The organism is Streptomyces paludis, from assembly GCF_003344965.1.
Lineage (GTDB): Bacteria > Actinomycetota > Actinomycetes > Streptomycetales > Streptomycetaceae > Streptomyces > Streptomyces paludis.
On record NZ_CP031194.1, the window covers coordinates 1871154 to 1893815 of the forward strand.

Annotated in this window: 18 protein-coding genes; 9 read left to right on the forward strand and 9 right to left on the reverse strand. The window is 71.8% G+C overall.

Features of this window, described 5'->3' with window-relative positions; genetic code table 11:
- Nucleotides 1-3: 3 nt before the first annotated feature.
- The 5 genes from DVK44_RS08140 to DVK44_RS08160 form a co-directional block, all read right to left on the reverse strand.
- Nucleotides 4-423, reverse strand: a complete 420-nt coding sequence (locus DVK44_RS08140; protein WP_228447581.1) for an arsenate reductase ArsC — start codon at nucleotides 421-423, stop codon at nucleotides 4-6.
- A 76-nt stretch (nucleotides 424-499) separates the two neighbouring features.
- Nucleotides 500-1579: an ACR3 family arsenite efflux transporter gene (gene arsB, locus DVK44_RS08145; protein ID WP_114659042.1), complete on the reverse strand. Its 1080-nt coding sequence runs from the start codon at nucleotides 1577-1579 to the stop codon at nucleotides 500-502.
- Nucleotides 1576-2010: an ArsR/SmtB family transcription factor gene (locus DVK44_RS08150; RefSeq protein ID WP_114659043.1), complete on the reverse strand. Its 435-nt coding sequence runs from the start codon at nucleotides 2008-2010 to the stop codon at nucleotides 1576-1578. The genes arsB and DVK44_RS08150 overlap by 4 nt, the downstream gene beginning before the upstream one ends.
- Before the next feature lie 24 nt (nucleotides 2011-2034).
- Nucleotides 2035-3528, reverse strand: a complete 1494-nt coding sequence (locus DVK44_RS08155) for a sensor histidine kinase (RefSeq protein WP_114664990.1) — start codon at nucleotides 3526-3528, stop codon at nucleotides 2035-2037.
- The gene (locus DVK44_RS08160; RefSeq protein ID WP_228447039.1) at nucleotides 3515-4255 is read right to left on the reverse strand and encodes a response regulator transcription factor; all 741 of its coding nucleotides are present in this window, start codon (nucleotides 4253-4255) and stop codon (nucleotides 3515-3517) included. Before DVK44_RS08160 ends, DVK44_RS08155 begins: the two co-directional genes overlap by 14 nt.
- 160 nt (nucleotides 4256-4415) lie before the next feature.
- Between DVK44_RS08160 and DVK44_RS08165 the strand changes: the two genes are divergently transcribed.
- Nucleotides 4416-5948 carry a glycosyltransferase family 39 protein gene (locus DVK44_RS08165; protein ID WP_114659044.1) on the forward strand — a complete coding sequence of 511 codons (1533 nt, stop codon included), beginning with the start codon at nucleotides 4416-4418 and terminating at the stop codon, nucleotides 5946-5948.
- A gap of 106 nt (nucleotides 5949-6054) precedes the next feature.
- Here DVK44_RS08165 and DVK44_RS08170 read toward each other — a convergent pair whose 3' ends face one another.
- From DVK44_RS08170 to DVK44_RS08185, 4 genes are all read right to left on the reverse strand, one after another.
- Nucleotides 6055-7044: a sugar-binding transcriptional regulator gene (locus DVK44_RS08170; protein WP_228447040.1), complete on the reverse strand. Its 990-nt coding sequence runs from the start codon at nucleotides 7042-7044 to the stop codon at nucleotides 6055-6057.
- Between the two features lie 104 nt (nucleotides 7045-7148).
- Entirely contained in the window at nucleotides 7149-8663 is a 1515-nt protein-coding gene (locus DVK44_RS08175; RefSeq protein WP_228447041.1) for an FGGY family carbohydrate kinase, read from the reverse strand.
- On the reverse strand, nucleotides 8660-9634 hold the full coding sequence (locus DVK44_RS08180; RefSeq protein WP_228447042.1) for a transketolase family protein: 975 nt from the start codon (nucleotides 9632-9634) through the stop codon (nucleotides 8660-8662). Before DVK44_RS08180 ends, DVK44_RS08175 begins: the two co-directional genes overlap by 4 nt.
- Nucleotides 9631-10512 carry a transketolase gene (locus tag DVK44_RS08185; protein ID WP_114659046.1) on the reverse strand — a complete coding sequence of 294 codons (882 nt, stop codon included), beginning with the start codon at nucleotides 10510-10512 and terminating at the stop codon, nucleotides 9631-9633. The genes DVK44_RS08180 and DVK44_RS08185 overlap by 4 nt, the downstream gene beginning before the upstream one ends.
- A 212-nt stretch (nucleotides 10513-10724) precedes the next feature.
- Here DVK44_RS08185 and DVK44_RS08190 point away from each other — a divergent pair, with 212 nt between their 5' ends.
- The 8 genes from DVK44_RS08190 (at nucleotide 10725) to DVK44_RS08225 (ending at nucleotide 22609) form a co-directional block, all read left to right on the forward strand.
- Nucleotides 10725-11696: a sugar phosphate isomerase/epimerase family protein gene (locus DVK44_RS08190; protein ID WP_228447043.1), complete on the forward strand. Its 972-nt coding sequence runs from the start codon at nucleotides 10725-10727 to the stop codon at nucleotides 11694-11696.
- Nucleotides 11697-11826: 130 nt separating this feature from the next.
- Nucleotides 11827-13350 carry an ABC transporter substrate-binding protein gene (locus DVK44_RS08195; protein ID WP_114659048.1) on the forward strand — a complete coding sequence of 508 codons (1524 nt, stop codon included), beginning with the start codon at nucleotides 11827-11829 and terminating at the stop codon, nucleotides 13348-13350.
- 24 nt (nucleotides 13351-13374) lie between these two features.
- Nucleotides 13375-14316: an ABC transporter permease gene (locus tag DVK44_RS08200; RefSeq protein ID WP_114659049.1), complete on the forward strand. Its 942-nt coding sequence runs from the start codon at nucleotides 13375-13377 to the stop codon at nucleotides 14314-14316.
- Nucleotides 14313-16148, forward strand: coding sequence for a dipeptide/oligopeptide/nickel ABC transporter permease/ATP-binding protein (locus tag DVK44_RS08205; protein ID WP_114659050.1), 1836 nt, complete (start codon nucleotides 14313-14315; stop codon nucleotides 16146-16148). The genes DVK44_RS08200 and DVK44_RS08205 overlap by 4 nt, the downstream gene beginning before the upstream one ends.
- On the forward strand, nucleotides 16145-17053 hold the full coding sequence (locus DVK44_RS08210) for an ATP-binding cassette domain-containing protein (RefSeq protein WP_114659051.1): 909 nt from the start codon (nucleotides 16145-16147) through the stop codon (nucleotides 17051-17053). The genes DVK44_RS08205 and DVK44_RS08210 overlap by 4 nt, the downstream gene beginning before the upstream one ends.
- Complete coding sequence (locus tag DVK44_RS08215) at nucleotides 17050-18639, forward strand: glycoside hydrolase family 43 protein (RefSeq protein ID WP_114659052.1); 1590 nt, start codon at nucleotides 17050-17052, stop codon at nucleotides 18637-18639. Before DVK44_RS08210 ends, DVK44_RS08215 begins: the two co-directional genes overlap by 4 nt.
- Nucleotides 18636-20855: a beta-galactosidase gene (locus tag DVK44_RS08220; protein WP_114659053.1), complete on the forward strand. Its 2220-nt coding sequence runs from the start codon at nucleotides 18636-18638 to the stop codon at nucleotides 20853-20855. The genes DVK44_RS08215 and DVK44_RS08220 overlap by 4 nt, the downstream gene beginning before the upstream one ends.
- Complete coding sequence (locus tag DVK44_RS08225) at nucleotides 20855-22609, forward strand: DUF5605 domain-containing protein (RefSeq protein ID WP_114659054.1); 1755 nt, start codon at nucleotides 20855-20857, stop codon at nucleotides 22607-22609. The genes DVK44_RS08220 and DVK44_RS08225 overlap by 1 nt, the downstream gene beginning before the upstream one ends.
- Nucleotides 22610-22662 lie beyond the last annotated feature (53 nt).

Here is a 22662-nt window from a genome sequence, read left to right on the forward strand (position 1 = left end):
CGGTCAGAAACACGGTGGGACACCGAGGTCGGCCAGCAGGCCGCGGACACGTCGCTCGATCTCGTCGCGGATGGGGCGTACGGCGTCGATGCCCCGGCCCGCCGGGTCGTCGAGGCTCCAGTCGAGGTACGTCTTGCCGGGGAAGACCGGGCAGGTGTCGCCGCAGCCCATGGTGATCACCACGTCGGACGCCCGCACGGCGTCGACGGTCAGTGTCTTCGGCGTCTCGGCGGACATGTCGATACCGGCCTCCGCCATGGCCGCGACGGCGGCCGGGTTCACGGCGTCGGCCGGTACGGACCCGGCCGACCGTACCTCGACCCGTCCCTCGGAGAGATGGGTGAGATAGGCGGCGGCCATCTGCGAGCGGCCCGCGTTGTGCACACACACGAAGAGCACGGACGGCTTCGAGGACCCGGACACGGTGACGGACGAGGACTCGGACTCGGACTCGGACTCGGACTCGGACTCGGACTCGGGCACAGGCTCTGAAGCGGACTCAGACATGGGCGGAACCTTCCGGGAGAACGGCCTGCCCGGCCGTCGGTACGGTACGGGGAAAGAAGCGCCGGGCGGCGAGCCCGACATGGACCAGCCCGATCAGGACCGGCACTTCGATGAGCGGTCCCACCACCCCCGCGAGCGCCTGGCCCGAGGCCGCGCCGAAGGAGGCGATGGCGACCGCGATGGCGAGTTCGAAGTTGTTGCCCGCCGCCGTGAACGCCAGTGTCGTCGCCTTCGGATGGTCCAGCCCGACCGCCCGGCCGACCGCCAGGGACCCGGCCCACATCACCGCGAAGTACACCAGCAGCGGCAGCGCGATCCGTACGACATCCAGGGGGCGCGCGGTGATGGCGTCGCCCTGGAGCGCGAAGAGTACGACGACGGTGAACAGCAGCCCGTACAGCGCGAACGGCCCGATCCGGGGCAGCAGCCGCGCCTCGTACCAGGCGCGCCCCCTGGCCCGCTCGCCCAGGCGGCGGGTGGCGTACCCGGCCAGCAGCGGAATGCCGAGGAAGATCAGCACGGAGCGCGCGATCTCCCACACGGAGACATCGAGCGCGGTCCGCTCCAGACCGAGCCACCCCGGCAGCACACTCAGGTAGAACCAGCCCAGCCCGGCGAACGCGACCACCTGGAACACCGAGTTCAGCGCGACAAGGACGGCGGCGGACTCGCGGTCGCCGCCCGCGAGATCGTTCCAGATGATCACCATCGCGATACAGCGCGCCAGGCCGACGATGATCAGGCCGGTACGGTACTCGGGCAGATCCGGCAGAAAGGCCCAGGCCAGCGCGAACATCAGAGCCGGGCCGACGATCCAGTTCAGGACGAGGGACGGCACGATGAGGCGCCGGTCGCGGGTGACGGTGTCCAGCCGGTCGTAACGGACCTTCGCGAGCACCGGGTACATCATCACCAGCAGCCCGAGCGCGATGGGCAGCGAGACACCGGTGACGGTGACCCCCGCGAGGGCGTCCCCGAGGCCGGGCACCAGCCGCCCCAGCCCGAGGCCGCCGGCCATCGCGAGCAGAATCCACACGGCGAGGAAGCGGTCCAGGAACGAGAGCCGCCTCACGACCCGGACCCGGCCGACGGGGACTCCGCCGACGGGGACTCCGCCGCCGAAGCCCCGGCGGGGCGGGTGAGGACCGCCGCGAGCCGGTCGGTCATCTGCGGAAGCGGCCGGTAGTACACCCATGTCCCGCGCCGCTCCGAGTCGATGAGCCCGGCCTGCTTGAGCAGTTTGAGATGGTGGGAGATCGTCGGCTGGGCCAGATCGAAGGCCGGTGTGAGGTCACAGACACAGACCTCGCCACCGGCGCGGGAGGCGATCATCGACAGCAGCCGCAGCCGCACCGGGTCGCCCAGCGCCTTGAACACCTTCGCCAGATCCGCGGCCTGCGCCTCGTCCAGCGGGGCGTCCAGCAGCGCGGGGCAGCATCCGTCGCCAGTATCGGTGTCGGCATCGCAGTCCTGGCCGAGCACCACAAGCTCTTGTTTCGACATACTTCTATATTGATACTCTTCGATTCAAGAAGCAAGGGCTCCCTCGACGGGAGCGTCGTCAGGCGCCGCCGGGACGCGCAGCAGGAAGCACGCTCCCAGCGTCCGCGGGGCCAGTGTGAGTGTGCCGCTATGGCGGTGGGCCAGGTCGCGGGCGATGGCCAGGCCCAGGCCCGTACCCCCGCGGTCGCGCGAGCGGGCGTCGTCGAGCCGGACGAAGCGCTCGAAAACACGCTCGGCGTCCTCGGTGGGCACCCCCGGCCCGTCGTCGTGCACGGTGAGGACGACCCAGCCGTCCTCGTTCCGTACGGTGATCTGGACGCGGTGCGCGGCATGGCGGGTGGCGTTGTCGATGAGGTTGCGCAGCAGCCGCTCGCACTCGTCCGGATTTCCTTGTACGGGGACGGGTCCCGTCGAGTCGCAGTCGAGGGCCAACGACCGCTCGGTGAGGGGGTACTGCTCGGTCAGGCGGGAGGCCAGGGCCCCCAGGTCGACGGTGCTCGTGCGGACCGCCGGGGTGCGGGTGTCGAGGCGGGCGAGCAGCAGCAGGTCCTCGGCCAGCGCCTGGAGGCGGCGGGTCTGCCGCGCGGCGGTGGTGGCCGCGGCCGGCCAGTCGGTGCGCTCCGGGTAGGCGAGCGCGACTTCCAGGCTGGCCAGCAGGGTGGTGAGGGGGCTGCGCAGCTCGTGGGCGGCGTCCGCGACGAAGCGGCGCTGCTGGGCGGCGGCGCTCTCAAGGCGCTGGAGGGTGGTGTTGATGGTGGTGGCCAGGGCGGCGATCTCGTGTCCGGTGGCGGGGACGACGACCCGTTCCCGGGGGTCGCTCGCGGTGACCGAGGCGGTGAGGACCCGGATGGCCTCGACCGGCCGCAGCGCGATCCGGACGGCGAAGTAGGCGACGGCGGCGATCAGTACGAGACCGACGAGCCCGGCCCGCAGCAGCAGTCCGTCCGTGGTGGCGGCGATCGTCTCGGCCGTGTGCGGGGACATCACCACATAGACCCGCAGGGTGGAGTCGGCGGCGACGCCCAGGGTGATGGCCTTGGCGGCGCCGAGGTCACGGGCACTGACATCGGTGTGCATGCCCATGTAGGTGCCGCCGGCCAGTTCGAACCGGTCGCGGGGGTTGTAGTCGCGGCGCTCCGGCAGACGGAGGGGGGCGATCGTCCAGCCCCCGGACGCTCTCGCCTCCGCCGGGGCGGGCAGTACATGGCGGGTGCCGGGGTCGAAGTCCGCCATGCCTCCGCCGTAGGCGACGGCGGAGCGCCGGCCGGTCGCGACGATCTCGTACGGCACGGCGCTTCTGTCGACGGGTATCCGCCCCTCGTTCAGCTGGTCGACGAGGGACCAGAGCTGTTCCTGGGCCTGGGACTCGGTGATCTCCATGCTCTGGCGGTACACCTCGCGGTGCACCCACCAGCCGATGCTCATCAGGACGACGGCGGCGGCAGCGGCGGCGGCCAGGGCGGCGCGGGCCCGTACGGAACGCGGCCACCAGCGGCGGCGCGGCTCAGCCGCGTTCACGGTCGCCCTGTTCTCGGTCGTCACGTTCACGGTCGCCCTGCTCACGGTCGTCCTGTTCGCGGTCGTCGACCAGCCGGTAGCCGGTCCCGCGTACGGTCTGGAGGGACCTCCGGCCGAACGCGGAGTCCACCTTCTTGCGCAGGGCGCTGACGCGCGCCTCGACCAGGTTCGGGTCCCATGCCTCGTCGGGCCACGCGTGGTACAGCAGATCGGACTTGGAGACCGCCTGGCCCGCCCGCCGGGCCAGCATCTCCAGTACGGCGAACTCCCGGGGCGTCAGCTCCACCCGGGTGCCGGCCCGGCGGCAGACCCGGGCGGCGACATCCACCGAGAGGTCGCCCACGGCGAGGACGGGCGGGGCGGTCGTGGCGGCCCGCCGCACCAGGGCCCGCAGCCGGGCGACGAGCACCACGTAGGAGAAGGGTTTGGCCAGGTAGTCGTCGGCCCCGGTGTCCAGGGCCTCCGCCTGGTCCCATTCCCCGTCCTTCGCGGTGAGCACCAGGATGGGCGTGGTGTCGCCCTCCCGGCGCAGCTGGGCGCAGACCTTGTAGCCGTTGAGTCCGGGCAGCATCAAGTCCAGTACGACGACGGCGTATTCGCCGTTCCGGGCCATCCACAGACCCTGGCGGCCGTCATGGGCGAGATCGACACTGTAGCCCTCCGCGGTCAGACCGGTGCGCAGTGTGTGTGCGAGGTCCACCTCGTCTTCGACCACCAGGATGCGCATGTTGTGCAGCTTCGCACAGTGCCCGCACACCTTCCTGACCTTCCGGTCAGGTTGGATCAGGAAACGGTCAACGACGTCCGGGCACCCTGGCGGGGTGTTTCCTCGCCGCCGCGGAAGGCGCGGGGTGTGTCCTCGCCGCCGCTGAAAGGCTCTGCCCCCGATGTCCCTTGATGAACGCGCCCCCGCCGCGGTCCGGACGCTCGCTCCTCCCGTACCCGCTCCTCCCGTACCCGCCCGTGCCTACGTACCGCGCCTGTCCGGGGCGGTGGTCGCCCTCGCGCCCGCGCTGCTGACCGTGGTGCTCGGGCTCTGGGGCATCCGCAGACAGAACAGCATGTGGGGGGACGAGTCCGTCACGTACCAGCTCGCCCACCGCGAGCTGTCGGAGATCTGGCTCACCGCCCAGCACGTCGATCTGGTCCATGCGCTCCACTACGCCCTGATGCACGGGCTCTACGGCGTCTTCGGCGGCGGGCTGCTGACGCTGCGACTGCCGTCGGTGCTGGCGATGGCCCTGGCGGCGGCCGGAGTCGGGCTGCTGGGGCTGCGGCTGGCGGGTCCCCGCGCGGGGCTGCTGGCCGGGCTGGTGTTTCCGCTCATCCCCCAGATGCAGCGGTACGCGCAGGAGGGCCGCTCGTACGCGCTGGTGTGCGCCCTGGTCACCTGGGCCACGTACGCGCTCGTCGTCGGTGTCGCGCGGCACGCCCGGTGGCGGTGGGCGCTCTACGGCGCCACCATGCTGCTCGCCTGTCTGCTCCATGAGTTCGCGGTCCTCGCCCTGGTCGCACACGGTGTCACCCTGTTTGTCTCCGGGGTGCCGCGGCCGGTGCTGCGGGCGTGGAGTGTGACCGCCGCGGTCGTCGTGGTGGCGCTGCTGCCGCTGGTGGTCGGCAGTGCGGGGCAGTCGGGGCAGGTGTCCTGGATCGGCTGGCCGGGGACACGGCTGCTGGGTTTCCTGGTCATGGTGGCCGTGGGACTGGTGTGTGCCCGGGCGCCGCTGGCGGCGCGGGGGCCCGTACGGCTGCCTGTGCTGGCGCTGCCGATCCTGGTGCTTCCGACCCTTCTGCTGCTGCTCGCCGCCCCGGTCAAGCCGCTCTATGTCGACCGGTACGTGCTCTACAGCGGTATCGGGTTCGCGTTGCTGCTGGGCGCCTGGATGGACCATATGCACCGGCTCCACCCGTCCTCCCGTATCGCGTGGGTCGCGGTGGTGGTCGCCCTGGCCTCGCTCGTCCCGACGACCCTTTCGCTGCGGACGCCCGCGAGCCGGGGCGACGATGTCATCGCCATCGGCGCCGCCGTACGGGAGCAGGGCCGTCCCGGCGACGGGCTGATCTATCTCTCCGGCCGGCACCGGGTCTGGACGGAGGCGTACCCGGAGGACACCCGGGCCCTGACGGATCTGGCCCTGGACCGGGATCCCGTCGCCTCGAACACACTGGCCGGTGTGGAGCTTCCGGCCCGGGAGATAGCGGCGCGCATGCTGGAGTTCGACCGGATCGTCGCGGTCCGCGACCCGTTCCGCGGGCAGTCGCACATGAACCCGCAGGAGGAGGCGAAGACACGCACCCTGCGGCGCCACTTCCGCGAGGACGGGACAACGCACGTCAGGGGCGCGCGGATCACTGTCTACGTACGCGACCACACCAAGTCACCCGAACAGGCGCAGGCGCCGCTGCCGACCGCGAGGTGACAGAACGGCGCATCCCACAACTCCGGTCCGGCCGGGGGCAGTCGCGCCTCCCGGCCGGTCCGGCCCGAACGCCGCAGCCGTAGCAAACGCCACCCCCGGGCGCCCGCTACGGCTGCGGCTCGTCGACCAGCCGCCGGGCCGTGGTGCTGTCGGTGACCAGGGCGGTGATCCAGCGGCCGCGGACCGCGCCCAGCACCGCCGGGTACTTCGCGGCCCCGCCCGCGACGCCGATCCGGCGCGGCACGGTGCGCAGTTGGTCGACGGAGATCCCGATGGTCCGCTCGCCCAGCCCGGCGTCGACGTGGATCCCGTTCTCGTCGAAGAAGCGCTGGCAGATGTCGCCGACGGCGCCCAGCGACCGCAGCCGGGCCATCTCCTCCGCCGCGATGGCGTTGCCGCTCAGCCGGAGCAGCGGTGACGGCTCCAGGCTCCCTATCCCGACCAGTACGGCGGTGAGCCGCTGCCACGCCTGGCTGACCTCGGTCACCGACGGGTCGTGCAGCAGCGACAGCCGGGCCTCGGCCGAGCCGACCAGCCCGGGGGCCCGTACGAACAGCGGTGTGCCGCCGGTCAGTTGGGCCAGCCGTACGGTGAGCCGGGTCGCCTGCACCTGTCCCTGCGGGTCGCCCATGCCGCCCATCAGCTGCACCACCTGGTCGGCCACCTGGTGCTTGCCCGGCTGCATGGCGCTGGCCGCCTCCAGCAGGGTCTCGCTCCAGGTGGAGACGCCGATGAAGTCCCCGGCCCGGAAGGCGGTCTCCAGATAGCTGGCCGCCGCCGAACCGAGCGCCCGCAGCAGGCTGCGGGGGTGGTCCAGGAAGTCGTCCCCCTCGACGATCACCACGTCCGCCAGCTGGTACCGCTCCGCGACCGCGTCCTCCAGCTCGCTGTGGATGCCCTCCGGGGACACCACGACGGTACGGACCACACCGAGCGAGGCGGCGGTGCGCAGCAGCCGGGACACGCCGGCCTGCGAGAGGTTGAGCGCGTCGGCGATCTGCGCCTGGCGCAGGCCGCGTTCGTGGTACATCCGGGCGACGCGGACGATCAGCCGGAGCTTGTCGACCGACTCATGGCCGGTGAGGTCAGGGGACACCCGCCGAAGACTACTGAGGTTCGGGCGGGTTGGACCTGCCGGGGAACCTCCGGGATCAAGGGCCCGGGCCCGGTCGGGGGTTCCCGGCGGGAGCGCCGGCGGACTCATGGTGTGCTCACCTCCACGGGTCCGGTGGCGTGCCCCCGGGAGCGGGCCACCGCGCGGTGCCAGTCCGCCGTACGCCGCAGCCGGTCGGCCTCCGGGAGCGCCGGGCGGTGGATGTCGCGGTCCCGGGCCCGGCCCGCGAGGTCCTCGCGGGTGAGCAGGCCGAGGGCGGTGCCCGCCAGGTCGGCGGCGCCGAGCGCGGACAGGTCGCGGACCCGGGGGCGTTCCACGGTCCGGCCGGAGGTGTCGGCCTGGAGCCGCATCAGGGCGGCGTTGTCGGTGGGGCCGCCGTCGGCGAGGATCACCGAGACCCGGCCGGCCGCCCGGTCCACGGCCGCGATCACGTCCTCGGTCTGGAAGGCGATCGACTCCAGTGCGGCGCGGGCCAGTTGGGGCAGTCCGGCGCCCAGGGTGAGGCCGCTGATCAGTCCGCTGGCGTCGTTGTCCCACCAGGGCGCGGCGAGTCCGCCGAAGGCGGGCACCAGATGGACGCCGCCGGAGTCCTCGGCGGCGCGGGCGGCGAGTTCGCCCTCGCTCTGTCCGAAGAGCCCGGCCAGCCAGCGCAGGGTGGCGCCGGAGGAGCGGATATTGCCTTCCAGGGCGTATGCGGGCGTGCCGTCGTCCCAGGCGATGGTGAGGCACAACTCGCTTCCGGCTAGGGCCCGTTCCGGCTCCGTGACGAGTCCCATCACCGAGGAGCCGGTGCCGTACGTGGCCTTCACCCGGCCGGGGCGGAACACCCCGTGGCCCAGCAGGGCGGCGTGCGAGTCGCCGAGGACCGCCGCGACCGGGGTGCCGTCCCGCAGTGGCGCCAGGCCCAGGACCGGGCGGAACGGGCCGGTGGAGGCGGTCACCCGGGGCAGTGCCTGCCGGGGGACGCCGAAGAGGCCGAGCAGCGCGTCGTCCCACGTACGGCGGTGGATGTCCAGGAGTTGAGTACGGGCGGCGTTGCCGACCTCGATGACGTGCTCGCCGCCCGCCGCGCCGCCGCCGAGCCGCCACAGCAGCCAGGAGTCGACGGTGCCCAGACAGAGTTCGCCGCGCCGGGCCCGGTCCCGCCCGGGGTCGTAGGTGTCCAGCAGCCACTGGGCCTTCAGCGCGCTGAACATCGGGTCGAGCGGCAGTCCGGTGGTGGCCCGGATCTCCGGGCCCGCGCCCTCGGCGGTCAGCCGGGCGCAGCCGGCGGCGGTGCGCCGGTCCTGCCAGCCGAGTACGGGCCCGGCGGGCTCGCCGGTGGCGCGCTCCCAGAGCAGCAGGGACTCGCGCTGGGTGCTGAGCCCGAGGCCCGCGACCCGGGCCGGGTCCTGTCCGGCGAGGCAGCCCCGGACGGCGGTGGTCACGCTCTGCCAGATCTCCTCGGCCGACTGCTCCACCCAGCCGGGCCGGGGGTGGGCACTGCCCAGCGGGGCGGAGGCGGCGGCGACCACCGTACCGGCCGGGTCGACGAGCAGGGCCTTGGTGGCGGAGGTGCCCTGGTCGACGGCGAGCAGCAGCGGGCCCGGGGCCACGGTCACACCACCGCCGCGGCGAGCACCTGGTGGACGGCCCGGCGGATGCCCTCGGCGGTGAGCCCGAAGTGTTCCAGCAGGAAGGCGGCGTCACCGGTGGGGGCGAAGCCGTTGACGCCGAGGAGCCGCATCGGGACCGGGCGGTGCTGGCTGACCAGCGAGGCGACGGCCGCGCCGAGGCCGCCGCTGAGGGTGGCCTCCTCGACGGTGACCAGGGCACCGGTCTCGGCGGCGGCGCGCAGCACGGTCTCCTCGTCCAGCGGATCGACGAAGGGCGTGTTGAGCACCCGTACGGAGATGCCCTCGGCGGCCAGCTCCCGGGCCGCGTCCAGGGCGCGGGAGACGAGCGTGCCGATGGCGATGACGGTGACGTCGGTGCCCTCGCGCAGGGTCACCGCGCGGCCGGGGGCGAAGGGGGCGCCGGGCGGGATGACGTCGGGCACCTTGAAGCGGGGTATCCGCAGGTAGCAGGGGCCTTCGGCGGCGTAGGCCCAGCGGATGGCGGCGCGGGTCTGCTCGCGGTCGGTGGGCACGAGCACGGGCAGGTCGGCGACCGCGCGGAGCCAGGACAGGTCCTCGATGGAGTGGTGGGTGGGGCCCAGCTCTCCGTAGGCCATGCCGGGGCTCTGGCCGCAGAGGACGACCTTGTGCCCGCTGTAGGCGCAGTCGGCCTTGATCTGCTCCAGCGCCCGCCCGGTGAGGAAGGGACCGGCGGCGGAGACGAAGGGGATGAGGCCGCCGTTGGCCAGGCCGGCGCCGACGCCGACGAGGTCCTGTTCCGCGATGCCGACGTTGATCAGCCGGTCGGGGAACTCGTCGCGGAAGCCGGTGAGGTTGCTGGAGCCGACGGAGTCGTTGCAGACGGCCACCACCCGGGAGTCCTCACGGGCCAGGGCGGTCAGCTCCTCCGCGAAGACCTGGCGGCAGTCGTAAACGGGGGCGGGGACGGGCGCGGGGGCGGTGATCGTGTTCGTCAACGGGACAGCTCCTCGATCGCGGCGTGCACCTGCTGCTGGTCGGGCACCTTGTGGTGCCACTCGACGCGGTCCTCCATGAAGGAGACACCCTTGCCCTTGACGGTGTCCGCGATCACCGCGACCGGGCGGCCGGTGGCCGAGGGCGCGAAGGCGGCGAGCAGCTGGGCGTGGTCATGGCCGTCGACACGGCGGGCCTCCCAGCCGAAGGCGGTCCATTTGTCGGCCAGCGGCTCCAGCGTCTTGGTGTCCTCGGTACGGGCGCCCTGCTGGAGCCGGTTGCGGTCGACGACCGCGGTGAGCGAGGTCAGCCCGTAGTGGCCGGCGGTCATGGCCGCCTCCCAGTTGCTGCCCTCCTGCATCTCGCCGTCGCCGAGGACGACCACGGTGCGCCGGTTCTCACCGCGCAGCCGGGCCGCCAGGGCGGTGCCGACGGCGACCGGGAAGCCGTGGCCGAGGGGGCCGGTGTTGGTCTCCACGCCCGGGACCTTGCGGCGGTTGGGGTGGCCGTTGAGGGCCGAGAGCGGGGCCATGAAGGTGTCCAGCTCGGCATCGGGGAAGTAGCCGCAGTGGGAGAGCGTGGAGTAGAGGGCGGCGGCGCAGTGGCCCTTGCTCAGGATGAAGCGGTCCCGGCCCGGGTCGTGGGGGTGCTCGGGATCGACGTCCAGTACGGCCCCGAAGAGCGTGACCAGGATGTCGGTGACGGACAGATCGCCGCCGATGTGGCCCAGCTGGGACCGGTCGATCATGGTCACGATCCGCAGACGGATGTCGGTGGACATGGCCCGGAGGACTTCCAGGGTCTCGTCCGCTCCGCCGTCGCGCGTGGCCTTCCGCAGATCGCGATAACGCGCCGCGGCTGCCGGGTCAGCGGTAAGCATGGTGAATATCCATTCACGCGTTGATGTCTATGTGGGGCGATAGTGAGGCACCCCCCACCGATGCGTCAAGGGATGTGCGAGGCGAGCCGAATGCCCGGTTTAGTTGGGTAGAGAAACGTTCCGGCAATACCCTTGACACGCCTTTGCGCCCCGGCTTACGTTCCCGGCATTCACCAATCAACGGCATCTGAATATTAATTCAGGAGGACCGAGTGGCAGTGCGGAATTACGCCGGCGGCATGTGGAGCTTCGGCCGCATCATCGACCGGTACGCCACCAACGGCTACGGCCCGCCGGTCGGAACCCTGGAGACCATCGAACTGGCGGCCAGGACCAAAGAGCTGACCGGCCTCGACCTCAACTACCCCTTCGACGAAGGGGTGACCGTCGAACAGGTCAAGGCGGCGCTGACCGCCCACGGTCTGACCGCCACCAACATCACCCCCGTCATCTACGACCGCGGCTTCCGCAGCGGGTCCTTCACCTCCGCGGACCCGGACATCCGGCGCGCCGCGACGGACCTCGCCCACGAGTCGGTCGAGGTGGCCCGCGCCCTGGACGCGCGCTACGTCAAGTTCTGGCCCGGCCAGGACGGCTACGACTACCCGTTCCAGGTGGACTACCCGACCCTGCGGCGGCACGCCATCGAGGGCATCCGTGATGTCGCCCGTAACTTCCCCGATGTCACCTTCGCCATCGAGTACAAGCTCAAGGAGCCCCGCAACCGGCTCTTCTGGAGCACCGCCGCCGCCAGCCTGCTCGCCATCGAGCAGATGGGCGCCGACAACGTCGGCCTCGTCGTGGACTTCGGCCACTCCCTCTTCGCCAAGGAGAACCCGGCCGAGGCCCTCAGCCTCGCGCACAGCATGGGCCGGCTGGTCGATGTCGAGGTGGACGACAACTACCGCGAGTGGGACGACGACCTGACGGCCGGCGCCCTCCACCTGGTGGAGACCCTGGAGTTCCTGCACGTCGTCCGCACCATCGACTGGCCCCACCCGCTCAAGCTGGACCTCTTCCCCTACCGGGAGGACCCGGGCGAGGCCGTCCGGGAGAGCGTCGCCACACTGCGCTCCCTGGAGGACGCCGCCGCCCGGCTTCCCCTCGACGCGCTCCACGCGGCCCAGTCCCGCCACGACGCCATGGCCGTACAGCGCCTGGTCCGTACCGCCCTGCTCGGCTGATTCCCGCCCCACCTGTCGGACCGGCCCACAACGCCCGCCGGTGAACCCTCCCCTTCTCTTCTCCCACCCCCCTCCCCGCCCACCCTTGTCTTAGCGTTCCCGAGGGAACCAAGATCCTGGAGTTCCAGTCATGCGAAGAGTTCTCATAGGCGCCGGAGTCGTCGCCGTCCTGGTCGGTACCGCAGCCTGCTCGGGCGGCGCCGCCACCGGGGGCGGGAGCGGGAGCAGGACCCTGACACTCGCGCCGCTCGTCCCGGCCCAGCCCTGGGACCTGAAGGACGCCGGGCTCGGCAACAACACCCAGTACTACCAGCCGGTCTACGACTCGCTGCTCCGGCTGGACACCGAGGCCGAGCCCAAGGCCAACCTCGCCACCGAGTGGAGCTACGACAGCACCAACACCGTGCTGACCCTCAAGCTCCGCGACGGTGTGAAGTTCACCGACGGCACCACACTGGACGCCGCCGCCGTCAAGGCCAACCTGGAGCACAACAAGACCGGCTCCCAGGAGGCGGCCGGGCAGCTCAAGGGGATCAAGAGCGTCGCGACCGAGGGCACCGACACCGTCAGGATCACCCTCGCCGCCCCCGACCCGTCGTTCGTCGCCAACCTCGGCTCCGTCGCCGGGATGATCGCCAGCCCCAAGGCCATCGAGGCGGGCACCCTCAAGAGCACCCCGGTCGGCTCCGGCCCGTACACCTTGGACAAGTCGGCCACCACCGGCGGCAGCGTCTACACCTTCGTCCGTAACAAGGACTACTGGAACATCAAGGCGTTCCCCTTCGACAAGATCGTCCTCAAGCCGCTGAACGACCCCACCGCCGTGCTCAACGCGCTGCGCTCCGGCCAGGTCGACGGGGCACTCATCACCACCCCGAAGAACGTCGCCGCGGCCAAGTCCGGCGGCCTGAACATCCTGAAGTACGCGCCGGGCGACGTGGCCGGCGTCTACATCTGGGACCGCGGCGGCAAGATCTCCCCTCCCCTGGGCAAGCTCAAGGTCCGCCAGGCCATCAACTACGCCTTCGACCGCACCGAGCTGATCAAGTCCGTGTACCAGGGCGACGGCCAGGCCACCGCTCAGGTCTTCAACCCCACCAGCACCGCCTACGACACCGCCCTCAACGAGAAGTACCCGTACGACCCGGCGAAGGCGAAGGCCCTGCTGGCCGAGGCCGGCTACCCCAAGGGCTTCAAGGTCGACATCCCCGACCTCAGCGCGATCTTCCCCGAGGCACAGGCCGCCATGGTCCAGCAGCTCGCCGACGTGGGCATCACCGCCAAGCTGGTGACCGTCCCGCCGGGCGAGGTCATCAACCAGCTGCTCGCCGGCAAGTTCGCGATGTCCTACATGTCGCTCGCCTCCTTCCACTCCTGGGACACGGTGCAGATCCAGATCGGCAAGGACACCACCTGGAACATCTTCAAGAACCAGGACCCCACGGTCACCAAGCTGATCAACACCGCCCAGCACTCCACCGGCGCCGAGCAGGACACCGCGTTCAAGGAGCTGGACACCCACCTCGTCGACCAGGCGTGGAACGCCCCCTGGGCCGTCGTGGAGAACTCCTACGCCTACAGCAAGAAGGTCAAGGTCGTCCCGCAGGCGTTCACCCCCGTGCCGGGCATCTACAACTTCACGCCCGCCAACTAGCCGGTATCCACGGGAGAAGCAGCCATGAAGTCCTTCCTGGCCCGGCGTCTGCTGTCGGGCGTGGTCCTGGTGTTCGTCATCTCGACCCTGACCTTCGTGCTCATGCGCATGACCGGCACCGATGTCGCGCGGAATATCGCGGGTGTCACCGCCAGCTCCGCGCAGGTCGCCGAGAAGAAGACCGAACTGGGCCTGGACCGGCCCGTGTTCAGCCAGTATCTCGACTGGCTCGGCGGGGCGCTCCAGGGCGATCTGGGCCGGTCCTGGTTCAGCGGCGACCCGGTCACCGCCACCCTCACCGACAAGCTGCCCGTCACCTTGTCGATCGTGCTGGGCGGGCTGCTTCTCTCCGCCGTGGTCAGTGTCCTGCTCGGGGTCGCCGCGGCGGTCCGGGGCGGGGTGCTGGACCGGGTCGTCCAGGTCGTGGCCGTCATCGGCTTCGCCCTGCCCAGCTTCCTGGTGGCGCTGATCCTGGCCTTCTTCGTCGGGGTGAAGTGGGGGCTGCTGCCGGCCACCGGCTACACCACCTTCGCCGAATCACCGGGCGCCTGGGCCCAGTCGGTCATCCTGCCGTCGCTCTCCCTGGCCGTCGGCGCCATCGCCGCCACCGCCCAGCAGGTCCGCGGCTCCATGCTCGACATCCTGGCCAAGGACTACATCCGCACCCTGCGCAGCCGGGGGCTCAGCAACCGCAGCCTGCTGCTCAAGCACGCGCTGCGCAACGCCGCCCCGGCCGCCCTCACGGTGCTCGGCCTCCAGTTCATCGGGCTGGTCGGCGGGGCGGTCGTGGTGGAGAAGGTCTTCGGGCTCGCCGGAATCGGCAGTACGGCCAATGTCGCCGCCGGCCAGGGCGACGTACCGCTGCTGATGGGGGTGGTGGTCGTGATGGTGACGCTCGTCGTCGTGGTCAATCTCCTGCTGGACGTCGCCCAAGGGTGGCTCAACCCGAAGGTGCGTGTCGGATGACCGTCCCCCTCCTCGACCCCGCCGCCGCCCCGGCCGGCGAACCCGGCTCCGTACCGCGCCGTGACAAGACCCTGCGGCGGCTGCTCAGGGACCCCGTCGCCGTGACCTGTCTGGCGCTGCTGGCGCTGATCGCCCTGGCCAGCGTCTGCGCGCCGCTGCTGACCTCGCACGACCCGTACCGCTCGAACCTCTCCGACGCCCTCGCCCCGATCAGCGCCGACCATCCGCTCGGCGGCGACGGCGTCGGCCGGGACATCCTGGCGCGGCTGCTGTACGGGGCCCGGACCAGCATGCTCGGCACCGTACTGGCCGCCGCCATCGCCCTCGCCATCGGTGTCCCGGCGGGTCTGCTCGCCGGTTACTACCGGGGCTGGTTCGACGGTATCGCCGGCTGGGTGTCCAACCTCGTCATGTCCATCCCGGCGATCATCCTGCTGCTGGTGGTGCTGGGCTCGGTCGGCCAGAGCACGTACCTGGCCATGGGCGTCTTCGGCGTGCTGATGGCCCCGGGCGTCTTCCGGCTGGTCCGCGGCTCGGTCAACGCCGTGCGCGAGGAGCTGTACGTCGACGCCGCCCGGGTCTCCGGGCTGCCGGACGCCCGGATCGTACGGCGGCACGTCCTGCCGGTGATCCAGGCCCCGGTGATCATCCTGGCCGCGCAAATGCTCGGCGTCGGCATCCTCATCCAGTCCGGTCTGGAGTTCCTCGGTCTCGGCTCGGCGAGCCAGCCCAGCTGGGGATCGATGCTCAACGACGCCTTCGGCAACATCTACACCGAGCCGCTGCTGCTGGTCTGGCCCGGTCTGGCCATCGCGATCACCGTCACCGCCTCGGCGCTGCTCGGCAACTCCCTCACCGATGTCCTGGTGAACGGCGGCAAGCGGCGTACGCGGCGCGGGGACACCCCGGCGGCCGGGGACGCCCCCGCCGAGGACGACGGCGTTCCCGCCTCGGTCCCGCTCGGCCCGTTGACCGGCGAGGAACTCCTCGTCGTGGAGGATCTGCGGGTCTCGTACCCGAAGAACACCGGCACCGGCAGCAGCACCGTGGTCGACGGGGTCTCCCTCACCGTCCGCCGGGGCGAAGTCCTCGGCCTGGTCGGTGAGTCGGGCTCCGGCAAGAGCCAGACCGCCTTCTCCGTCCTCGGCCTCCTGCCGTCCACCGCCCGGATCACCGCGGGCGCCCTGGTCTTCGACGGTACGGATCTCGGCACCGCCGGGGCCGGCGCGCGCGGCGGTGTCCGGGGGCGGCGGATCGCGTACGTACCGCAGGAGCCGATGTCCAATCTGGACCCGTCCTTCCGGATCGGCTCCCAGCTGGTCGAGCCCATGCGCCGGCACCTGGGGCTGCGGGCCGGCGAGGCCAGGGAGAAGGCGCTGGCGCTGCTGGACCGGGTGGGCATCGCGGACCCGGCCCGGGTCTACGCGGCCTACCCGCACCAGATCTCCGGCGGTATGGCGCAGCGTGTGCTGATCGCCGCCGCGATCTCCTGCGACCCCGACCTGCTGATCGCGGACGAGCCCACCACCGCGCTCGATGTCACCGTGCAGGCCGAGGTACTGGATCTGATGCGCTCCCTCCAGAAGGAGCGCGACATGGGGATGATCCTGGTCACCCATGACTTCGGGGTGGTCGCCGACATCTGCGACCGGGTGTCGGTCATGCAGAACGGCCGGATCGTGGAGTCCGCCCCGGCCGACGAGCTGTTCGCCGACCCGCGGCACCCGTACACCCGGATGCTGCTGGAATCCACGCTGGAGGACAGCGAGCCCCGCCGCCCGCCGGGCGACGACGCCACCACCAGCCCGATCGAGCAAGGAGCCGACGCATGAGCGCCGCCGACCCGGTGACCGCGGCGGCCGGACCGCTGCTCACCGTCGAAGACCTGGTCGTGGAGTACCCCGGCAAGGGCCGGGGCCGGGCCCCCTTCCGCGCGCTCAAGGGCGTCAGCCTGAGCGTCCGCGCGGGGGAGACCCTGGGCCTGGTCGGGGAGTCCGGCTCCGGCAAGACCACCCTGGGGCGGGCCATCCTCGGCCTCGCCCCGGTCACCGGGGGCACCATCCGCTACGAGGGCCGGGTGATCTCCGGCATCGGCAAGAAGGAGCGCCGGGCCCTCAGCGAGGACATCCAAGTGGTCTTCCAGGACCCGTACACCTCGCTCAACCCGGCCCTCACCGTCAACGACATCCTCACCGAACCGCTGCTGGTCACCGGCGCCTCGGCGGCCGACGCCAACCGCCGGGTGCGCGATCTGCTGGACCAGGTACGGCTGCCGGCCGACGCGGGCGGGCGGCTGCCCCGCGAGTTCTCCGGCGGCCAGCGGCAGCGCATCGCGATCGCGCGGGCCCTCACCCGCTCGCCGCGGATCATCGTCTGCGACGAGCCGGTCAGCGCGCTGGACCTCTCCAACCGGTCCCGGATCCTGGACCTCTTCATCGAGATCCAGGAGCGCACCCGGGTCGCCTATCTCTTCGTCACCCACGATCTGTCGGTGGTCCGGCACATCAGCCACCGGGTGGCGGTGATGTATCAGGGGGCGATCGTCGAGTCCGGCGACGCCGCGACCGTCACCACCGCCCCCGACCACCCGTACACCCGCCGCCTCCTCCTCGCCGCGCCGGTGCCCGACCCCGCCCGCCAGGCCACCCGCCGGGCGGCCCGGCACGCGGCGGCGCGAGCGGCGGTGGCGGATGCCGCCGCGAGCCCCGTAACCGAAGAAGCCGGAGACGCAGCATGAGCGCCCTCAACCCGTTGATCCCCGGGTTTCATCCGGACCCGAGCGTCTGCCGGGTCGGGGACGACTACTACCTGGCGTGTTCCACCTTCGAGTATCTGCCCGGCATCCCCGTGTTCCACAGCCGGGACCTCGCCGAATGGACGCTGATCGGTCATGTCGCCGAGCGGGCCTCCCAGTTGGCGGTGGCGGAGGTGCCCACCCTCGGCGGGGCCTGGGCGCCGACCATCCGGCACCACGACGGCCGGTTCTGGTGTGTGGTCACGGACGCGATGGGCCGGGGCAGTCTCATCTTCACCGCCGAGCGCCCCGAGGGCCCCTGGTCGGAGGGGACCGTCATGCGCGGTGTCTCCGGCATCGACCCGGACATCGTCTGGGACGAGGACGGCACCTGTTATGTCACGTACTCCGGTCTGCAACTCGACACGTCCGCCGGGTCCGCCACCCACCTGGGCATCCAGCAGGTACGGATGGACCCGGAGACCGGCCGGGCGCTGGAGGAGCCCCGCTCGCTCTGGTCCGGTACGGGCCTGATGTTCCCCGAGGCCCCGCACCTCTACCGGATCGACGGCCACTGGTATCTGATGATCGCCGAGGGCGGCACCGAGCGCGGCCACAGTGTCAGCATCGCCCGCTCCGACCGCCCGGACGGGCCCTTCGAGGGCTGCCCCGCCAACCCCGTGCTCAGCGCGCGCAGCACGGAGCGCCCGGTCCAGAACACCGGCCACGGCGATCTGGTACGCGCCCCCGACGGCTCCTGGCTGATGGTGCTGCTCGGTATGCGCCCCCGGGGGATGACCCGGGCCTTCTCCGCGATGGGCCGCGAGACCTTCGCCACCGCGCTGCGGTGGGAGGACGGCTGGCCGGTGGTCGACCCGGTCACCCTGGGCGAGCCGCGCCCGGAGTTCCGCGACCGCGACGAGCTGCCGGGTCCGGCGCTGGCCCCGGAGTGGGTGGCGATCCGTCAGGAACCTTCGGTCGTAGGCGACTTGGCCGGGCGTCCCGGCTGGGTCCGCCTGACGGCGGCGGACGGCGAGACGGGCGTGGAGGGCTCCGGGGACTCGGCGGACACCGCCATGGACTCCCCCCGCCCCGCGTTCCTCGGCCGCCGCCAGCTGCACGAACGGGCCTCGTTCACCGCGCTGTTCGACGTCGGCCGGGGCACCGGCGGGCTCACCCTGCGGATGGACGAGTTCCACCACTACGACATCGAGGCGGGCGCCGGCCAGGTCCGTGCCCGAGCCAGGATCGGACCCGTCCGCCAGACCTGGGAGAGGCCGCTGACCGGCGACCCCGGTTCCGTGGAACTGCGGATCATCACGGAGCCGGTCGGTGCGGACGGTCTGGAGCGGATGGGACCTGACACCGTACGCCTGGCATTCCGTACGGGCGGGGACGGCGACGGGGACGACGGCGGCCGGGACGACGGTCCGGGCGGTGGCTGGCAGGAGCTGGCCGCGCTCGACGGCCGTTATATCGCCGCCGAGACCGCCGCCTCCTTCACCGGCCGGGTCGCCGGGGTGTACGCCGCCGAGGGCGTGGTCGACGTCGACTGGTTCGCGTACACCGGGCAGGACAACGCCCGATGAGCGCCGCCGAGAACACTCCCGGGACCGGGGGCGGGACTGGGACCGGGGGCGGGACCCGGGGCATCCTGTTCGGCGCCGCCTACTACCACGAGTACCAGCCCCACCCCCGGCTGGAGCAGGACCTCGATCTGATGGCCGAGGGCGGTTTCAATGTCATCCGGGTCGGCGAGTCCGTCTGGTCGACCTGGGAGCCGCGCGAGGGCGAGTTCGACCTCGACTGGCTGGAGCCGGTGCTCGACGCCGCCCACCGGCGCGGGATCGCCGCCATCGTCGGCACGCCCACGTACGCCGTCCCGCCCTGGCTGCGCCGTACGTATCCGGAGACCACCCTCGACACCGCCACCGGCACCCCGATGCCGTACGGCATGCGCCAGGACATCAACTACGCCCACCCGGCCTTCCGTTACCTCGCCGAGCGGCTGATCCGGAAGATCGTCACCCGGTACGCCGGACACCCCGCCGTGATCGGCTGGCAGGTCGACAACGAGCCCGGACTGCGGCTGATCCACAACCACTCGGTCTTCCAGGGCTTCCTGGAGTATCTGCGCGAGCGCCACGGCGATATCGAGACCCTCAACAGACGCTGGGGGCTGACCTATTGGTCCCACCGGCTGAGCGAGTGGGCCGATCTGTGGACCCCGGAGGGCAACTCCACCCCCTCCTACGATCTGGCCTGGCGCCGCTACCAGGCCCTGCTGAGCCATGAGTTCATCGCCTGGCAGGCCGGGATCGTACGGGAGCTGGTGCCCGCCGGGCAGACCGTGACCACCTGTGTGGCGCTCGGCCAGCCCGGCCAGGACATCTCCGTCATCGGCGCGCCGCTGGACGTCGTCGGGACCAACATCTACTACGCCACCCAGGACGGTCTGGCCCTGCCGGGACCGGACGGGCTCAGCCGCGAGGGCGCCCCCTTCTTCGTGCCGTGGACCGGCCCCGCGTACGTCGCCTACCAGGCCGATCTGTCGCGCGGCACCAAGCAGGCGCCGTTCCTGGTCACCGAGACCAACGCCACCAACATCGGCGGCACCGCCGACAACTTCCCCGCCTACCGGGGCCAGCGCCGCCAGATCGTCTGGCAGCTGGTCGCCCGGGGGGCCAGGATGGTCGAGTACTGGCACTGGCACACCCTGCACTACGGCGCGGAGACCTACTGGGGCGGCATCCTCGGCCACAGCCTCACCCCCGGCCGCACCTACCGGGAGCTGTCGGAGGTCGCCGGGGAGCTGCGCGACCACGCCGGACTGCTCGGCGGGCTGACGGCGCTCAGCGAGGTGTCGCTGCTGGTCGGCGCGGAGAGCCGCTGGGCAATGGAGTTCGCGGGCCCGCTCCAGGGCGCCGAGCCCAACTGGAGCGGCGACCCGGCCTCGTACGAACGGATCGTCGCCGCCTTCTACCGGGGCCTGTACGACGCGGGGCTCTCGGTGGACATCGTCAGCCCCGGTCAACTCACCCAGGACGCGGAGGAGTTGGCGAGGCTCCGGCCGGTGCTGGTGGTCCCCGCGCTCTACATCGCCGACGATGCGACGCTCGATCTCCTCGACCGTTACGCGCGCGCCGGGGGCCACTTGGTGCTGACCCCGCGTACGGGCTACGCCGACGAGGAGGCCGTCGCCCGCGCCGAGGTCATGCCGGGCGCGCTGCGGGAGGCGGCGGGGGCGCACTACCTGGAGTACACGAACCTGCTCCATGACGTCCCGGTCACGCACGTCCCCATCACTCACCCGTCAGCCGGTGCTCCGCTCTCCGGTCCTCCACTCTCCGGCAGGGCCACCGGGTGGGCCGACGGTCTGATCCCCGACACCGCCACCGTGCTCGCCGGGTACGACCACCCCCACCTGGGCGAGTTCGCCGCCGTCACCACCCGTCCCCACGGCCGGGGCCGGACCACGTACATCGGCACCGTCCCCGACCGCGAGCTGTCCCGCACCCTCGCGGAGTGGATCGCCGCCGTCTCGCTGCCCGCCGACCCCTGGCGCACCGCCCACCCGTCGACGGTGACCCACTGCGCCGCCCGTACCGCCGACGGCCGGGTGCTGCGCGTACTGCACAACTGGTCCTGGGAGCCGGCCGGGCGGACCGCCCCGGAGGCCGCCACCGACCTGCTCACCGGCGCGGCCGTCGCGCCGGGCGAGGCGCTGCGCCTCGGCCCCTGGGACGTCCGCGTCCTCGTCACCGACCGGCGGCCCGACCCCACTCATACTCCTGGAGCGTCCTGATGCCCTACAGCCCGGAATCGATCCTCTGGGATCTCCTGCGCGACAAGCGGGCCACCACCGTGCTGCGCAAGCATCTGCCCGGCATCGTCAACGCGCCGCTGGGGGCCCAGCTGGCCTACGTACCGCTGGCGCAGGTGGTCGAGCTGCTGGACGCCACCAAGACCGACCCGGCCGCGCAGCGCGCCTTCTTCGCCGCGCTGGCCGACCTCGAACACGCCCCGCCGCCGGCCCCGGACGCGGCCGAGACCGTGACCGTACCCGCCGCCGACTACGAACCCGCCACGGTGGCCCGGGGCAGCGCGCACGCCAACTGGCCTACTTCGGCTGCTCGTTGGCAGCCGTTCGAGGTGGAGCTGCGCGGTCCCTCGCACGGCAACCCGTTCACCGATGTCGAGCTGACCGCCGAGTTCCGGCACGGCGAGCGCACCCTGACGGCGTACGGCTTCCACGACGGCGACGGGGTGTGCCGGGTCCGGCTGATGCCCGACGAGGAGGGCGACTGGACCTTCCGCACCACCAGCAACGCCCGTTCGCTGGACGGCATCGACGGCGCCTTCACCTGCGGCCCCCCGCCGCCGGGGCAGCACGGCCCGGTCCGGGTCCACGACACCTTCCACTTCCGGCACGCCGACGGCACCCGCCACCAGCCCATCGGCACCACCGCCTACGCCTGGACCCACCAGGGCGAGGAACTGGAGAAGCGCACCCTGGCCACGCTCGCGGAATCGCCCTTCAACAAGCTGCGGATGTGCGTCTTCCCGAAGGCGTACCTCTTCAACACCGACGAGCCGCCGCTGTACCCCTTCGAGGGCTCCACCGAGGCGGGCTGGGACTTCCGCCGCCCCAACCCGGCCTTCTTCACCCACCTGGAGCGGCGGATCCGGGAACTCGGCGAGCTGGGCGTCCAGGCCGATCTGATCCTCTTCCACCCCTACGACCGCTGGGGCTTCGCCGACATGGGCCCGGTCGCCGCCGACCGCTACACCGCCTACGTGGTCTCCCGGCTGGCCGCCTTCCCGCATGTGTGGTGGTCACTGGCCAACGAGTACGACCTCATGACGGACCGCACGGCCGAGGACTGGCACCGTACCGCCGAGGTCGTCCGGCGGCACGACCCGCACGGCCACCTCATCGGCATCCACAACTGCATGGCCTTCTGGGACAACACCGCCGACTGGGTGACCCACTCCAGTGTGCAGCGGGTCGATGTCTACCGCACCGCCGAGAACACCGACGGCTGGCGGCAGGAGTGGGGCAAGCCGGTGGTGGTCGACGAGTGCGGCTACGAGGGCGACATCGACCAGGGCTGGGGCAATCTCACCGGCCGGGAGATGGTCCGCCGCTTCTGGGAGGGCGCGGTACGCGGCGGCTACATCGGCCACGGCGAGACCTACCTCGCCGACGACGAGGTCCTGTGGTGGTCGAAGGGCGGCGTCTTCAAGGGCGAGTCCCCCGCCCGTATCGCCTTCCTCCGCGCCATCCTGGAGGACGCCCCGGACATCTCCCCGCTCCCCTCCGACTGGGACGTCCCCGTCGGCGGCGTCCAAGGCGTCTACCACCTCACCTACTTCGGCGCCAACCAGCCCCGCTACCGCACCTTCGTGATGCCCCCCGGCACCCGCTACCACGCCGACATCATCGACACCTGGAACATGACCATCACCCCCACCGAGGGCCCCCACGAGGGCGTCTTCACCCTCCCCCTCCCCGGCCTCCCGTACATCGCGGTCCGCCTCCGCGCGGTCAGCGCCTGAAACGCCACCCACCTGTGGGGCGCCGTGCATCACGGCGCCCCACAGGTCTGTCG

Excerpts from the sequence above, each read along its gene's own strand:
- DVK44_RS08200 (WP_114659049.1), top strand. The coding sequence starts at position 13,375 with ATGAAGTCCTTCCTGGCCCGGCGTCTGCTGTCGGGCGTGGTCCTGGTG.
- DVK44_RS08185 (WP_114659046.1), bottom strand. The coding sequence starts at position 10,512 with ATGCTTACCGCTGACCCGGCAGCCGCGGCGCGTTATCGCGATCTGCGG.
- DVK44_RS08160 (WP_228447039.1), bottom strand. The coding sequence starts at position 4,255 with ATGCGCATCCTGGTGGTCGAAGACGAGGTGGACCTCGCACACACACTG.
- DVK44_RS08205 (WP_114659050.1), top strand. The coding sequence starts at position 14,313 with ATGACCGTCCCCCTCCTCGACCCCGCCGCCGCCCCGGCCGGCGAACCC.
- DVK44_RS08215 (WP_114659052.1), top strand. The coding sequence starts at position 17,050 with ATGAGCGCCCTCAACCCGTTGATCCCCGGGTTTCATCCGGACCCGAGC.
- DVK44_RS08195 (WP_114659048.1), top strand. The coding sequence starts at position 11,827 with ATGCGAAGAGTTCTCATAGGCGCCGGAGTCGTCGCCGTCCTGGTCGGT.
- DVK44_RS08225 (WP_114659054.1), top strand. The coding sequence starts at position 20,855 with ATGCCCTACAGCCCGGAATCGATCCTCTGGGATCTCCTGCGCGACAAG.
- DVK44_RS08220 (WP_114659053.1), top strand. The coding sequence starts at position 18,636 with ATGAGCGCCGCCGAGAACACTCCCGGGACCGGGGGCGGGACTGGGACC.
- DVK44_RS08150 (WP_114659043.1), bottom strand. The coding sequence starts at position 2,010 with ATGTCGAAACAAGAGCTTGTGGTGCTCGGCCAGGACTGCGATGCCGAC.
- DVK44_RS08210 (WP_114659051.1), top strand. The coding sequence starts at position 16,145 with ATGAGCGCCGCCGACCCGGTGACCGCGGCGGCCGGACCGCTGCTCACC.
- DVK44_RS08165 (WP_114659044.1), top strand. The coding sequence starts at position 4,416 with ATGTCCCTTGATGAACGCGCCCCCGCCGCGGTCCGGACGCTCGCTCCT.